This is a genomic window from Streptomyces eurocidicus (assembly GCF_002891295.1).
Classification (GTDB): domain Bacteria; phylum Actinomycetota; class Actinomycetes; order Streptomycetales; family Streptomycetaceae; genus Streptomyces; species Streptomyces eurocidicus.
The window spans coordinates 139,579-154,319 of record NZ_LGUI01000014.1 but is presented as its reverse complement, the minus strand read 5'-3'; the positions used below and the strand labels follow the sequence as shown (position 1 = coordinate 154,319).

The 14,741-nt window shown below is 73.4% G+C and carries 12 protein-coding genes; 10 read left to right on the top strand and 2 right to left on the bottom strand.

The genetic code is table 11. The features are described from left to right. Positions 1 to 318: 318 nt before the first annotated feature. From AF335_RS32740 to AF335_RS32715, 6 genes are all read left to right on the top strand, one after another. Positions 319 to 1,335 carry an LLM class flavin-dependent oxidoreductase gene (locus AF335_RS32740; protein WP_102922105.1) on the top strand — a complete coding sequence of 339 codons (1,017 nt, stop codon included), beginning with the start codon at positions 319 to 321 and terminating at the stop codon, positions 1,333 to 1,335. Next, positions 1,332 to 2,660, top strand: a complete 1,329-nt coding sequence (locus AF335_RS32735) for an NtaA/DmoA family FMN-dependent monooxygenase (RefSeq protein ID WP_102922059.1) — start codon at positions 1,332 to 1,334, stop codon at positions 2,658 to 2,660. Before AF335_RS32740 ends, AF335_RS32735 begins: the two co-directional genes overlap by 4 nt. Positions 2,661 to 2,665: 5 nt before the next feature. Beyond that, positions 2,666 to 3,469, top strand: a complete 804-nt coding sequence (locus tag AF335_RS32730; protein WP_102922058.1) for a DUF1684 domain-containing protein — start codon at positions 2,666 to 2,668, stop codon at positions 3,467 to 3,469. Positions 3,470 to 3,729: 260 nt separating this feature from the next. Continuing rightward, positions 3,730 to 4,653, top strand: a complete 924-nt coding sequence (locus tag AF335_RS32725) for a S1 family peptidase (protein ID WP_102922057.1) — start codon at positions 3,730 to 3,732, stop codon at positions 4,651 to 4,653. 176 nt (positions 4,654 to 4,829) lie between these two features. Continuing rightward, positions 4,830 to 5,714, top strand: a complete 885-nt coding sequence (locus tag AF335_RS32720; protein ID WP_102922056.1) for a slipin family protein — start codon at positions 4,830 to 4,832, stop codon at positions 5,712 to 5,714. Between the two features lie 346 nt (positions 5,715 to 6,060). After that, positions 6,061 to 6,978 carry a S1 family peptidase gene (locus tag AF335_RS32715; protein WP_170127856.1) on the top strand — a complete coding sequence of 306 codons (918 nt, stop codon included), beginning with the start codon at positions 6,061 to 6,063 and terminating at the stop codon, positions 6,976 to 6,978. A gap of 103 nt (positions 6,979 to 7,081) precedes the next feature. Here the strand turns inward: AF335_RS32715 and AF335_RS32710 are convergent, their stop codons facing one another. Next, positions 7,082 to 7,543, bottom strand: coding sequence for a subtilase-type protease inhibitor (locus tag AF335_RS32710; RefSeq protein ID WP_102922054.1), 462 nt, complete (start codon positions 7,541 to 7,543; stop codon positions 7,082 to 7,084). Positions 7,544 to 7,956: 413 nt separating this feature from the next. Here AF335_RS32710 and AF335_RS32705 point away from each other — a divergent pair, with 413 nt between their 5' ends. From AF335_RS32705 to AF335_RS32690, 4 genes are all read left to right on the top strand, one after another. Next, positions 7,957 to 8,928, top strand: a complete 972-nt coding sequence (locus tag AF335_RS32705; protein WP_102922053.1) for an ABC transporter permease — start codon at positions 7,957 to 7,959, stop codon at positions 8,926 to 8,928. Positions 8,929 to 9,019: 91 nt separating this feature from the next. After that, positions 9,020 to 10,804, top strand: a complete 1,785-nt coding sequence (locus AF335_RS32700) for an ABC transporter substrate-binding protein (RefSeq protein WP_170127855.1) — start codon at positions 9,020 to 9,022, stop codon at positions 10,802 to 10,804. 6 nt (positions 10,805 to 10,810) lie between these two features. Next, positions 10,811 to 11,803 (top strand): ABC transporter permease, encoded by a 993-nt coding sequence (locus AF335_RS32695; protein WP_102922051.1) that lies wholly within the window; start codon positions 10,811 to 10,813, stop codon positions 11,801 to 11,803. Continuing rightward, positions 11,800 to 13,743 (top strand): dipeptide ABC transporter ATP-binding protein, encoded by a 1,944-nt coding sequence (locus tag AF335_RS32690; protein ID WP_102922050.1) that lies wholly within the window; start codon positions 11,800 to 11,802, stop codon positions 13,741 to 13,743. The genes AF335_RS32695 and AF335_RS32690 overlap by 4 nt, the downstream gene beginning before the upstream one ends. Here AF335_RS32690 and AF335_RS32685 read toward each other — a convergent pair. Further along, positions 13,723 to 14,655 carry a terpene synthase family protein gene (locus tag AF335_RS32685; RefSeq protein ID WP_102922049.1) on the bottom strand — a complete coding sequence of 311 codons (933 nt, stop codon included), beginning with the start codon at positions 14,653 to 14,655 and terminating at the stop codon, positions 13,723 to 13,725. The two genes, AF335_RS32690 and AF335_RS32685, sit on opposite strands and share 21 nt — an antisense overlap. Positions 14,656 to 14,741 lie beyond the last annotated feature (86 nt).

The window sequence follows — 14,741 nt, the reverse complement described above, 5'->3', positions numbered from 1 at the left end:
CTGACGCGCGGTGGCCTCAAACGCCGGCCGGGCTGGATTTCGCGCCTGTCCGATGTCGGCTTCCGGGTGCCGATCCAGCCCGTCTGGGGGCACCCCCAGCGGTAGCTGGGGGTGTTTGAGGACCGGGGCCCGGGGCGGAGCCCCGTTCGGGAAGGGGCGGGGCCGGGGAAAGGCCCGCCGCAGGCGCACCGCCCCCCACCCCGTCACCCCCGCACGTGCGCCCCGTACCCAACCCCGTACCCAACCCCGTACCCAACCCCGTACCCAACCCCGTACCCACCCCCCGCAAAGGACCTCCATGCCCACCCCCACCCGCCCCTGCACCTGTCCGTCGCCCTCGACCGGATCGCCGGTCACGGAGCCGAGCCCTATCTGCGCGCCGCCCGCCTCGCCGAGCGCGGCAGGCTGGACTTCGTCACCCTCGGCGACAGCCTCGGGCCGCCCCGCCGGGGCGTGAGCCGGCTGGACGCCCTCGCCGTCCTGGCCCGGATCGCCCCCGCCACCGAGCGCATCGGCCTGGTGCCGACCGTCACCACCACCCACACCGAGCCCTTCCACGTCTCCTCCGCCGTCTCGACGCTGGACTGGGTGAGCCGCGGCCGGGCCGGCTGGACCGTGGACGTCTCGGCGGACGAGGCCGCGGCCCGGCACTTCGGCCGCCGCGCCGCCGCCCCCGCCGCCGAACTCTGGCGCGAGGCCGGCGAGGTCGCCGACGTCGTCGCCCGGCTCTGGGACAGCTGGGAGGACGACGCCGAGATACGCGACACCGCCACCGGACGCTTCATCGACCGCGACAAGCTCCACTACGTCGACTTCGAGGGCACCGGCTTCTCCGTCCGCGGCCCCGCCATCGTGCCCCGCCCGCCCCAGGGCCACCCGGTCACCGCCGTCGACGCCACCGACCCGCTGCCCCGCGCGGTCGCCGCCGCCCACGCGGACCTCGCCTTCCTGCGCGTCCCCCGGCACGGCGACGCCACCCGCGCGCTCCGCGCCGCCCGCGACGACCTGCGCCGCCGCGCCCGGGACGCGGGCCGGGGCGAGCCGCTCCCCCTCGTCGTCGCCTCCCTGCCCGTCGCGCTGTACGCGGCCGCCGACGCCGTCGCCCTCGCGGATCTGGCGGGCGCCTGGTACGCGGACGGCCTCGTCGACGGCCTCCACCTCCGGCCCGAGGACCCCGACCGGGACCTCGCCCTCCTCGTCGACGGGACCGTGCCCGTACTCCAGCACCGCGGCCTGCTGCGCTCCTTCTACCCGGGCGGCACGCTCCGCGAGCACCTGTGCCTGCCCCGCCCCGCCAACCGCTACGCACGCGCACTCGCCGGGGGGACCGCATGACCCACGACCACGGCGCCCACCGGGGCCGCAAGCGGATCCATCTGGCCGCCCACTTCCCGGGCGTCAACAACACCACCGTCTGGGCCGACCCCCGCTCCGGCAGCCAGATCGACTTCTCCTCCTTCGTCCATCTCGCCCGCACCGCCGAACGCGGCCTGTTCGACTTCTTCTTCCTCGCCGAAGGACTGCGGCTGCGCGAGCACCACGGCCGCGTCCACGACCTCGACGTCGTGGGCCGCCCCGAGTCCCTCACCCTGCTCAGCGCGCTCGCCGCCGTCACCGACCGGCTCGGCCTCGCCGCCACCGTCAACGCCACCTTCAACGAGCCCTACGAGCTCGCCCGCCGGCTCGCCTCCCTGGACCACCTCAGCGGCGGCCGCGCGGCCTGGAACGTCGTCACCTCCTCCGACGCCTTCACCGGCGAGAACTTCCGGCGCGGCGGCTTCCTCGACCGGGCCGACAGGTACACCCGCGCCGCCGAGTCCGTCGCCACCGCCCGGGAACTGTGGGACTCCTGGCCGGCGGGCGCCCCGCGCCCCTTCGCCCACCACGGGCGGCACTTCGACATCTCCGGCACCTTCGACGTGGCGCGTCCCCCACAGGGCCACCCCGTCATCATCCAGGCCGGCGACTCCGCCGAGGGCCGGGAGTTCGCGGCCTCCGCCGCGGACGTCGTCTTCAGCCGGCACGGCGGCCTCGACGCCGGCCGCGCCTTCCACGCCGACGTCAAACGCCGGCTCGGCGCGTACGGCCGCCGCCCGGAGGACCTGAAGATCATGCCCGGGGTCACCGTCGTGCTCGGCGACACCGCCGCCGAGGCCCAGGAGAAGGCCGCGGAGATCCGTCGGCAGCAGGTGTCACCGCAGACCGCCCTGCTCACCCTGGAACAGGTCTGGGGCCGCGACCTCTCGGCCTACGACCCGGACGGACCGCTGCCCGACATCGACCCCGACCCGGCCGGGGACGTGGCGCACGGCCGGGTCAGGGTCGCCGACCCGCTCGCCGTGGCCGCCCGGTGGCGCGCCCTCGCGGAGGCCAAGGGCCTCTCCATCCGGCAGACCGTCATCGAGACGTCCGGCCGGCAGTCCTTCATCGGCACCCCCGGGGCCGTCGCCGCGGAGATGGCGGAGTTCGTGGCGAAGGGCGCGGCCGACGGCTTCATCCTCGTCCCGCACCTCACCCCCGGCGGGCTCGACGACTTCGTCGACCGGGTCGTACCCCTGCTCCAGGAACGTGGCGCGTTCCGTACGGAGTACACGGGCACGACCCTCCGCGAACACCTCGGCCTCCCCGCCGCCCGGCAGCCTGACCATGTGAAAGGTTGACCCGTATGACCACCGACGCACAACAGCAGTGGAAGGCGTGGCACGAGGAGCGCACCGAGGCCGTCGCCGCGCCGTACGGCCCGCTCTCGCTCACCGGCACCTTCTGGCTCGCCGATCTCGCCGACGGTCGAATTCCGGCCTTCCCCGGCGACCGCGGGGAGGCGGTGCCGGGACACTGGACCCGGACCGGCGACGGCGTGCTCCTGACCGCCGCCGCCGAGGACGGGCTGACCGTCGACGGCCGCCCCGCCGAGGGGGAGTACCGCCTCACCGCCGACGGCGGCCCGGCCGCGGCCCGGGTCGCGCACGGCACGCGCAGGCTGCTCGTCATGTGCCGCGAGGACCTGTGGGCCCTCCGCGTCTACGACCCGGAGTCCGCCGCCCGCCGGGAGTTCACCGGCATCGGCGTCTTCGACCACGACCCGCGCTGGTCGCTGCCGGGCCGCTACCGGCCGTACGGGCGCGACCGCCGGATCACGGTCGAGAACGCCGACGGGCGCGAGCGCGGCCTCGGCCTCTCCGGCGAGCTGGCCTTCGACGTCGACGGCGAGGAGCGCACGCTGCGCGTCGCGGCCGAGCCGGGCGGCGGGCTGTGGGCGGTGTTCGCCGACGGCACCAGCGGCCGGTCCGGCTACCGCTTCCGCTTCCTCCACACCCCGCCGCCCGCGCCGGACGGCCGGGTGACCGTCGACTTCAACCGCGCGGTGCTGCCGCCCTGCGCCTTCGCCGACGCGTTCATCTGCCCGTTCCCCCCGCCGGGCAACACGCTGACGGCGGAGGTGGCGGCGGGGGAGCGGGCCGTTCTGTAGCCGGGCCGCCGGAAGCCGGACCCCCGGGCGGGACCGGGCGGGCCCCGCCCGGTCACCTTCCCCACCCCGGAGGGGGGCGATTCCGGGGCGAGTCCGAAAGATGCTCTTGCGCCGTGGTGCGCCGGGCCCGAATACTCCCGAACAGCGCGCTTGACAGGGGCACGGCGAAGCGGAACCCGGTGTGCCCATGCGGCCGCGCCTCACCGGGCCCGCGCCCGCACCCCACCCGCGGACCCCCGACCCCACTCGGGAGGCACTACGTGAGGACGAAGCGCACCACACCCCACCGCCGCACCGCGAGACGAACCGGAATCGCCGCTTTGGCCGCCGGCCTCGTCACCGCGTCCGCCCTGGTCGCCACCACCGCCCACGCCCAGCCCGGATCCGACGGCTCCGCGCACTCCGCCGCCGCCCTCGCCGCCGCGAGCGCCGCCGTGCTGTCGGCGGACGTCGCGGGCACCGCCTGGGTCGTCGACCAGGCCACCGGCGACCTCGTCGTCACCGCCGACTCGTCCGTCTCCGCCGCCGGGATAGCCAGGATCAGACAGGCGGCCGGGCCGAACGCGGACGCGATACGCGTCGAGCGCACCCCCGGCACCCTCCGGAAGCTCCTCGCCGGCGGCGACGCGGTCTACGCGCCCACCTGGCGCTGCTCCGTCGGGTTCAACGTGCGCAAGGGCAACACCTACTACTTCCTGACCGCCGGCCACTGCACCGAGGGCAAGCCCGCCTACTACACCAACTCCAGCCACACCACGAGCATCGGCCCCACGACCGGGACCAGCTTCCCGGGCAACGACTACGGCATCGTGCAGTACACCAACACCTCCATCCCGCACCCCGGCGAGGTCGACCTCTACAACGGCGGCACCCAGCGCATCACCGCCGCCGGCGAGGCGACCGTCGGGCAGTCCGTACGGCGCAGCGGCTCCACGACCCGGGTGCACGACGGCAAGGTCACCGGCCTGAACGCCACCGTCAACTACGGCAGCGGGCAGGTCGTGCGCGGCCTGATCAAGACCACGGTGTGCGCCGAGCCCGGCGACAGCGGCGGCGCCCTCTTCGCCGGTTCCACCGCCCTGGGCCTGACCTCCGGCGGCAGCGGCAACTGCACCTCCGGCGGGACGACCTTCTTCCAGCCGGTCGGCCCCGCACTACGGGCCTACGGGGTGAGCGTCTTCTGACCCCGCACCCGGCCCGCCCGAAACCCCTGACCGCGAGCGAGCACGACCCCTTCCCCAAGCCTTGCGGCCAGCAGCACAGGAGCCCCCGGTCCGGCCAGGGCCGGGGGCTCGACCCCCGCCCAGTACGGGCATACCGTGGAATATGACACCTGACGTGCAGGGCAGGGGGCCGTGCCATGGTCGAGGAACTGGTGCTGGCGGCAGTGGGCGCCGCGTCCGCGGGCGTGGCGTACGCGATGGCGGGCGCCCGTGTGGTCAAACAGTACGAGCGTGGCGTCGTCCTCCGGCTCGGCCGGCTCCGTGACGAGGTCCGCGGGCCGGGATTCACCATGGTCATCCCGGGCGTGGACCGGCTGCGCAAGGTCAATATGCAGATCGTCACGATGCCCGTTCCCGCCCAGGAGGGCATCACCCGCGACAATGTGACCGTGCGGGTCGACGCGGTCGTCTACTTCAAGGTCGTCAACCCGGCCGAGGCCGTGATCGCCGTCGAGGACTACCGCTTCGCGGTCTCGCAGATGGCCCAGACCTCGCTGCGCTCCATCATCGGCAAGAGCGACCTCGACGACCTCCTCTCCAACCGCGAGAAGCTCAACCAGGGCCTGGAGCTGATGCTCGACAGCCCCGCCATCGGCTGGGGCGTGCAGATCGACCGGGTCGAGATCAAGGACGTCTCGCTGCCCGAGACGATGAAGCGCTCGATGTCCCGGCAGGCGGAGGCCGAGCGGGAGAGGCGGGCCCGCGTGATCAACGCGGACGCGGAGCTGCTGGCCTCGAAGAAGCTGGCGGAGGCGGCGGCGACGATGTCCGAGCAGCCGTCCGCGTTGCAACTCCGGTTGCTGCAGACGATCGTGGCGGTGGCGGCGGAGAAGAACTCCACGTTGGTGTTGCCGTTTCCGGTGGAGCTGTTGCGGTTCCTGGAGCGGGCGGGGTCGGTGTCTGGTGCACCGGCCCCGGTTGCGGAGCCGGGTGCGGCCGCTGGGCCGGCCGCTGTCGTCGAGCCCGTCGTCGAGTCGGCGCCGGCTGCCGAGTCGGAGCGGCGGGAAGGTGGCGCGGCGTAGGGGCGTCCGGGCGGGGGCTTTTTCCCCTACCCGCCCCTTCCCGAACGGGGCTCCGCCCCGGACCCCGGTCCTCAAACGCCGGACGGGCTGATTTTCAGCCCGTCCGGCGTTTGAGGACACCGCGCGGTAGCGCGGGAAAAGGGGGCCCGGCCAATACGCCCCGGGCGCGCGTCGGCGTGCGCGCGCAACCGGGAGTCCGCCTTGTACGCGCCCTCCCGGCCCCGGGACAATCGACGCGCAACTTGGCATGGACGCGCCTTCCGTAAAGCCAGGGCGCGTCGCTGCCGTGTCCTCCGGGTTCCCGGTACCCCACTGCCGGGCCCGCGCCCCCACTGGAGGTGTCGAGTTGAAGCGATCCTGGACGCCCTTGCGCACCCTGCTGGCCGCCGTGGCGGTCGCCGCGTTCGCGGCCGTGACCCTCAGTCCGCAGGACGCCGACGCGTCGACGGCCGGGGAAACCGGTGCGATGAAGTTCTCGCGGTCCGAACTCGCCGCCAGCCAGGCCGAGCTGGACGCCGGTGAGCGGATCCCCGGTACCACATGGGGGGTGGACCCCAGAGTCGGCCGGGTCGTCGTCACCGCCGACCCCACGGTCAGGGGCGCGAAGCTGGCGCGCCTCGAACGGGTCGCCGGGCGGCACGGCGGCAAGGTGGTGCTGAGGAGAAGCGCGGCGAGGCTCACCCGGTTCCTCGACGGCGGTGAAGGCGTCCAGGGCGCCGGCACCCGGTGTTCGCTCGGCTTCAACGTCACGCGGCCCGGGAAGCCGGCCGGCTTCCTCACCGCCGGGCACTGCGGCAACGCCGTGCCGACCTGGTCCGCCACCCAGGGCGGCCCGTCGTTCGCGAGGACCGAGAGCTCGGTCTTCCCCGCCCATGACCACGCCCTCGCGGTGTACACCGATTCCACCGCCGCCCACCCGGGCGCCGTGGACCTCCACGACGGCACCACCCAGGCCATCACCGGCGCCCGTGACGCGGCCGTCGGTGAAACGGTCCGGCGCAGCGGCTCCACCACGGGGGTGCGGAGCGGCGTCGTCCGGCGCACCGGGGTGACCGTCAACTATCCGGAGGGCCGGGTCATGGGCCTGACCGAGACCGACGCCTGCGCCGAACCCGGTGACAGCGGCGGCCCCTTCTTCTCCGGCACCGACGCGCTGGGGCTCCTCTCCGGCGGCAGCGGTGACTGCGCCGCGGGCGGTACCACCTTCTTCCAGCCGGTGAAGGAGGCCCTCGCCGTCTACGGTGCGGAGCTCGGCCGTTCCTGACGGCGCCCCGGGGACGGGGCGGCCCCCGGACACACCTCCACGGTGTCCGGGGGCCGCTTCACGCCCGGGCCCTGGGGCCCGGTGCCCGTTCCTCGAATCCGCCTCAGAATTCGAAGACCAGGCCCTTGCCGGCCTTGGCCATGCAGGGGTTGGCGAACGTGTGCTCGTAGCTGATCCGGCGTCCGTCCCAGACGCCCTCGGCGGTCACGACGGTCGGGTTCCACTCCTTGGTGCAGACCGTGTCCGACTTGATCCGGGTGACCTTGTCGAAGTCACCACCGGCGGCGCGCAGCTGGGTGCAGGCGCCCTTGGCGTCCGGGTGGGTGCCGGAGGACTTCGGCGTGCAGGTCAGCGTGACCGCGCGCTGCACGCCGGACTCGGCCGCGGTGGCGCCCTGACCGATGGTCAGGACCAGCGCGGAGGGTGCGTACAGGCTCTGGGTTTGGGCTTGCGCAGCGGGGACGGGCGTGGGTGCGGCGCTCGCGGTCGTCGTTCCGGCGGCCGCCAGACCGCCGCCCAGAATCAGCGCGGCGCCCATCGCGATGCCCCCAGTGATGTACCGCATTACGAACACTCCCTTGGTCGTCGGTTCAGATAACGGACCGGAGTCTTGCCCAAGTTGGGCATGAACGCACCTCCAGCGGATACTTTCGGTCGCTGGTTGAAAACCCTGAGTAGTGGCCGGATCGGAAGTGGGGCACATCTCCTCACAGTCGTCCGGCGGCCGTTCGAGTTCGCACGCATGACCGATTTGACGGAAAGTGGGCGAATTAATGTTACGGGGATGTTGACCAGCAAAGATTCCTTGTAATCAACGATGAATTATCCAAACAGCCTTCGAAATTATGATTTGCGGTCCATTGAGCCATCGGATCTAATGAGCCGCACCCCGGGGTGGGAGACCCCCGCAACCCGGCCGAAAAGTGGCCCGCCAGATGACCCCTCGGCGGCCGGAGTGATTCAGGAGCGCGGCAGCAAATGGCCGAAGTGCACTCAAGAGGACGCCCCGAACCGCCTTCCCGCGGTCCCTTCGCCACCGCCGCGCGGGCCTTCCGGCGCGACCGGACCGGCATGGCCGCCCTCGTGGTCGTCCTCCTCTGCGGCCTCCTCGCGCTCGCCGCCCCCCTGCTGGCCGCGGCCTACGGCAAGAACCCCACGACGCACTACGGACAGGACGTTCCCGGCCTGCTCAGCGCCGAGGGCCTGCCCGTCCTGCCCAACGGGGGCATCTCCGCCGAGCACTGGTTCGGCATCGAACCCGGCCTCGGCCGCGACGTGCTCACCCAGCTCCTCTACGGGATGCGCACCTCGCTGCTGGTCGCCCTGGCCTCCGTCGCGGTGATCGCCGTCGTCGGCGTCGTCCTCGGGGTGACCGTCGGCTACCTCAGCGGCCTCGCCGACCGGGCCTTCGCCTTCGTATGCAATGTGCTGCTCGCTTTTCCGACACTCCTGCTGCTCCTCGCGCTCAGCCCGGTCATCCAGACGCGCTTCGTCGACCCCGGGGAGAACGAACCCGCCTGGATGCAGTTCACCTCGCTCATCCTGGTGTTCGCCGCCTTCGGCTGGGTGCCGCTCGCGATGGTGCTCCGCACCGCCGTGCGGTCCCTGCGCGAGCGGGAGTTCATCGAGGCGGCGCGGGCGCTCGGCGCGAGCCGTCGGCACATCGTCCTGCGTGAGCTGCTGCCCAACGTCTGGGCCCCCGTGCTCGTCCACATCACGCTCGCCGTCCCCGGCATCGTCACCGCCGAGGCCGCCCTGTCCTTCCTCGGCGTGGGCATCAACGAGCCCGTACCCGACTGGGGCCGCATGATCTCCCGGGGCTCCGAGGTCTTCTACGACGACCCGACCTACATGGTCTTCCCCGGCGTGGCGATCCTCGTCTTCGTCCTCGCCTTCAACCTTCTCGGCGACGCGGTGCGGGATGCTCTCGATCCGCGTACTGCCGCGTAGTCGGTTTTCTGCGGGCCGGTTGTGGCTGGTCGCGCAGTTCCCCGCGCCCCTTACGGGGCGCTTCCTCTCTGATCCTTTCAACGGAGTTCACATGTCCCGCTTTCGCACGCGCATCGCAGCTGTACCGGCTCTCGTCACTGCCGCCGTCATGCTGATGTGCTCCTGCTCGGCGGGCGCCGGCTCCGGGGACGCGGGCGGGAAGAAGGACGGCGCCCCCGCCGTCAAGAGCGGACAGCGGCTGACCGCCGCCCTCGGTACCGCTAAGGACAGCCAGGGCCCGGCCCCCGCGGTCCAGGGCGCCCGGGCGGGTGGCACCATCAAGATCGCCAACCTCAAGGATTACAGCCACCTCGACCCGCAGAAGATCTACGCCGGCGAGGGCTACAGCACCTCGCTGCTGTGGGGCCGGCAGCTGACCCAGTATCAGGTCGTGGACGGCAAGCCGAAGCTCGTCGGCGACCTCGCCACCGACACGGGGCGGTCCTCCGACGGCGGCCGCACCTGGACGTACACCCTCAAGGACGGCGTGGCCTGGGAGGACGGGCAGCCGATCACCTCCGAGCACATCAAGTACGGCATCGAGCGCACCTTCGCGCCCGGCTTCGAACTCGGCCCCACCTACTGGCCCGAGTGGCTCACGGACTCCGAGGACCGCACCGCCGCCGTCAAGAAGTACGGCGGCCCCAAGAGCGGCGGCCTCGACGCCATCGAGACCCCGGACGCGAAGACCGTCGTCTTCCGCTTCCCCAAGCCCCAGTCCGACGTCCCCTACATGGCCGCCCAGTCCTCCTCGTCCCCGGTCCGCGAGGACAAGGACACCGGCACCGGCTACGACACCAGGCCGTTCGCCACCGGCCCGTACAAGATCGTCGAACATAAGCAGAACCAGAGCCTCACCCTGGAGCGCAACCCGCACTGGAAGGCGGAGACCGACCCGATCCGCCACCAGTACGCCGAGCGCTTCGAGTTCACCTTCGGCAAGAAGATCCTCAACACCGCCCAGGAGGTCTTCAACGGCCGGGGCGACGGCGCCGACACCGTCACCACCAAGAGCGAGGTGCCGCCGGAGCTCTACGCCGAGGCCCAGCGCGACCCCAAGAAGAAGGCCCTCCTCGTCGCCGGCAGCCAGGGCGCCTACACCAACGACCTCTACATCAAGAACAGCCGGGTCACCGACCCCGAGGCCCGCAAGGCCATCCACTACCTCTTCCCGCGCGAGCAGGCCCGCCAGGTCCTCGGCGGCCCGCGCGTCGGCGACCTCGCCACCACGCTCTCCTCGCCCGCCGTCGTCGGCTGGAAGAAGTACGACCTTTACCCCGTCAAGCCGACCGGCGACATCGAGAAGGCCAAGGAGCACCTGGCCAGGGCGGAGAACAAGCCCGAGACGCTGACCTACGCCTACAAGACCGAGAGCCCGCAGGACGACCGGCTCGCCCAGGTGCTGGTGGACGCCTTCGCCAAGGCTGGCATCAAGCTCGTCACCAAGCCCCTGGAGCCCGCCGCCTTCACCAGCGAGGTCTTCCGCGGCGACGCCCCCTACGACCTGTGGATCTCCACCAACTCCGTGGACTGGCCCACCCCGTCGACCCTGCTCCCCGACGGCTACCACAGCAAGCTCGACGCCCTGTCCAACGGCATCCGCTACGCCAACCCCGCCGTCGACAAGGAACTGGAGCGCATCGCGGACATCGGCGACGCGCAGCGGAAGGCGGACGCGCTCATCGACCTGGAGCAGGTCGTCATGAAGGACGTCCCGGTCGTGCCCTTCCTCTACACCAGCGTCACCCAGTTCCGCGGCGAGAACATCGGCGGCGCCGCCATCCACCCGATCTACGGCTCCATCGCGGCGGCCGGGCTCTACCTCAAGAAGTCCTGACCTGACATGACCGGTTACGTCCTGCGACGTGCCCTGCAGGCCGCGGCGGTGCTCCTCGCGATCACCGCCGCCGCCTTCGGGCTCTTCTACGCCGCCCCCTCCGACCCCGCCCTCATCGCCTGCGGCCCCAAGTGCGACACCGGCCAGGTCGAGGCCGTCCGCCACAGCATGGGCCTCGACCAGCCGCTGGCCACCCAGTACGCCGACTATCTGCGCGGCCTCGTCGCCGGGCGCACCATCAGCGACGTCGACGGCACCCCCATCGACTGCGCCGCGCCCTGCCTCGGCTACTCCTACACCCTCCACCAGCCGGTCCTCGACGCCATCGGCGACCGCTTCCCCGTCACCCTCTCGCTCGCCGGCGGCGCGCTCGCCGTGATCGTCGTCCTCGGCGTCGGCGTGGGCTTCGCCGCCGCGCTCCGCCGCGGCACGGCCACCGACCGGCTGCTCTCCGGCTTCACCCTGGTCGGCGCGAGCGTGCAGATCTACTTTCTCGGCTACGCCCTCCAGTACCTGCTCGTCTACACCACCGACCTCTTCCCGGTGCCCGGCTACGCCCCCTTCGGCGACGGCCCCGGCGCCTGGGCGGCCGGGCTGCTGCTGCCCTGGCTCGTCCTCGGCTTCGTCAACGCCGCCGTCTTCGCCCGCCTCGCGCGCTCCCAGATGCTGGAGACCATGCATGAGGGGTACGTACGCACCGCACGGGGCAAGGGGATGAGCGCCCTGCACGCCCATCTGAAGTACACGGGCCGCGGCGCCGCCGCACCGCTGGTGCAGCTGCTCGGGCTGGAGGCGGGCGCCCTGTTCGGCGGGGCGTTCATCACCGAGACCGTCTTCGGGCTCGGCGGCGTCGGCAAGCTCGCCGTCGACGCCGTCGTCCAGAACGACCTGCCGACGGTCGTCGGCACCGTCCTGCTCGCCGCGTTCTTCGTGGTGCTCTTCGTCGCCCTCGCCGACCTGGTGGTGGCCTGGCTCGACCCGAGGGTGAGGCTCGCATGACATCCGCGCTCCACACGGATCCGGCACCCGCACCGGCACCGGAGGCTTCCCCGGACACGGTGCTCCGGGTCCGCGACCTGACCGTCTCCTTCGGCGGCCGTGGCCGGTCGGTGACCGCCGTCCGCGGCCTCTCCCTCGACCTGGCGCGCGGTGAGGTCCTCGGCCTCGTCGGGGAGTCCGGCTCCGGGAAGTCGACCGTCGGGCTCGCCGCGATGGGGCTGCACGACGCCGCTCGCACGACGGTGGGCGGCAGCGTCACGGTGGGCGGCACCGAGGTCGTCGGCGCGCCCGACTCCGCCGTGCGCGCCCTGCGGGGCGCGCGGATCGCGATGGTCTTCCAGGACGCCCTGGCCGCGCTCTCGCCCTTCCACTCCGTGCTGGAGCAGCTGGCCGAGGCGTACCGCCTCCACCACCGTGCGGCGGGCCGCGCCGAGGCCCGGGAGCGGGCGCGGGCGATGCTCGACCGGGTCGGCATCCCGGCGGCCCGCGCCCGTGACTACCCGCACCAGTTCTCCGGCGGGATGCGGCAGCGGGTGATGATCGCCATCGCGCTGGTCAACTCGCCCGACGTGCTGATCGCGGACGAGCCGACGACGGCGCTGGACGCGCGGGTGCAGCGGCAGGTGCTCGCACTCCTGGCGGAGTTGCGGGAGGAGAGCGGCACGGCGGTGCTGCTGATCACCCATGACGTGGGCGTCGTCGCCGCGACGTGCGACCGGATGCTGGTCATGCGGGGCGGCGAGGCCGTGGAGCAGGGCCCCACGGAGAAGCTTCTGCACCACGCGACCCACCCGTACACCCGTGCCCTGATCGGCGCGGCCCCGACCTTGGACACGGTGCCGGGCACCCGGCTGCCGACGGTGGACGACCCGGAACCGGCGGCGGGCACCGGCCCCGTCGCGGTGCCGGAAGGGGCGGCGGGCGCCGGTGCGGGGACGGCGGCCGCGCGTCGTCCGGCGGCGGGTCCCGGCAGTGCCGGGACGGCCCCGGGCCGGGAAGCGGCGGCCGCGCGCGCCGGGCGGCGCGGGCCTCTCGCGAGTGGAGGCGGTTCGGCGGCGGATCCCGGGAGCGCCGGGACGGCCCCGGGACAGGCCGCCGTCCCCGGGCGGCGCGGACCTCTCACGGGCGGGGGCGGTCCGGTGGCGGAGCCCGCCGGGGCCGTGCTGGCCGAAGTGGCCGACCTCCACGTGTCCTTCGGCGGCCGCCGTTCGCTCCTGGGCCGGCGGGCCGAGCCGGTGCGGGCCGTACGCGGGGTGAGCCTCCGGGTCGGGACGGGGGAGACCCTCGGGCTCGTGGGGGAGTCCGGGTCCGGGAAGTCCACGACGGCCCGGGTGCTCGCGGGGCTCCAGCGGCCCACCTCCGGGAGCGTCCGCTTCGACGGGCGCGACATCGCGCGGGCCGCCGTCGACACCCGGCTCCGCCGTGCGCTCAGCCGCGACGTGCAGCTGGTCTTCCAGGACCCGTACGCCTCGCTCAACCCGCGCCGCACGGTGGAGGAGAGCGTCACCCTGCCCCTGCGGGTGCACACGGACCTGGACGCGGCGGCCCGCCGGGACCGGGCCGTGGAACTCCTGGAACAGGTGGGGCTGTCGGCGGACCAGCTGGGCCGCTATCCGCACGAGTTCTCCGGCGGTCAGCGCCAGCGCGTCGGCATCGCCCGCGCCCTCGCCCTCCGCCCCCGCCTGATCATCGCGGACGAGCCGGTGTCGGCGCTCGACGTGTCCGTGCAGGCGCAGGTGCTCAACCTGCTCATGGACCTCCGCGACGAGCTGGGGCTGTCCCTCCTGTTCGTCTCGCACGACCTGGCCGTCGTCCGGCACTTCTGCGACCGCGTCGCGGTGATGCGGGCCGGGACCGTGGTGGAGAGCGGGCCGCGCGACGAGGTCTTCGACGACCCGAAGGCCGCTTACACGCGGGAGCTACTCGCGGCCGCCCTGTAGCGCGCCCGCGCCGCCGCTCGTGGAGGGGACGGGCGGCGGCGCGGGGCGCCGGGGGCGCAGCAGGTCGACCGGCGTCCCGGTGATGTCCTCGGTGAGGCTGAGCCGCCCGCCGTCCATGGGGCGGATCCGGTCACCGGGCAGGGCGGGCCCGCCGATCCAGAGGGTGAGCGCCTCGGCGTAGACGGCGGCGGCCGACACCGCCGGTGCGGGCAGCCGGCGCCGCGCCATGTCCCGGTGCAGGGCCGCGAGCGCGCGCCGGAACGACTCCCGGCGGACGGCGAGGAGTTCGGGCGCCCGCTGCCCGGGCCGCGGGGGCGCGGCGGGGGCCGGGGGGCCGGGGCAGAAGAGGGCGGCCGCGTCGTCCATCGCCCGGAAGGCCGGCAGCGCCCGGACCCCGGCCGGGACCTCGCACCCGCTGGTGTACTCGACGAGGGCGAACAGCGGCCGGGCGGGCTTCGCCGTCGCGCCGGAGTCGAGGAACTCGCGGAAGCGGGCCAGGAACCGCAGCCGCCACCCGGGCGACATCGCCGGGGCCACCATCCGCCAGGCGTCGGCCAGACCGCGCTGCAGGGCGGTGCGCGGCGGGGGAGTGCGGCCGGCGTCCGGGGGGAGGAAGGGCAGGAACTCGGGCAGCGCCTCGGTGGGCGGAAGGGCCCGCTCCCGCTCCTCGGACTGGTCGAGGAAGATAAAGAACCAGACGAGCCAGGCCGTGCCGCGCTTTAACCGCTCGCACTCCGCGTCCGGCATCACCCGCGCCGCGAACGCGGCGCAGCCCGCTCTGCGGAAGCGCCGCTGGGCGGTGAAGGACTGTATGAGCCCGGTCCGCCGCACCCACCGGTCGATGAACTCGGCGGTCTCGGCGGCATGGGGGTTCACCCGGAGGTCGGTGATCGGCGGCCGCTCACTGGGCATGGGGGTTCCTCACCGGCTGGCGCTCTCTCGGGGACCTGGGGGTCCTCAGGTTCTACCCGGTGCCACGCCGGGGCCACGGCTCATCA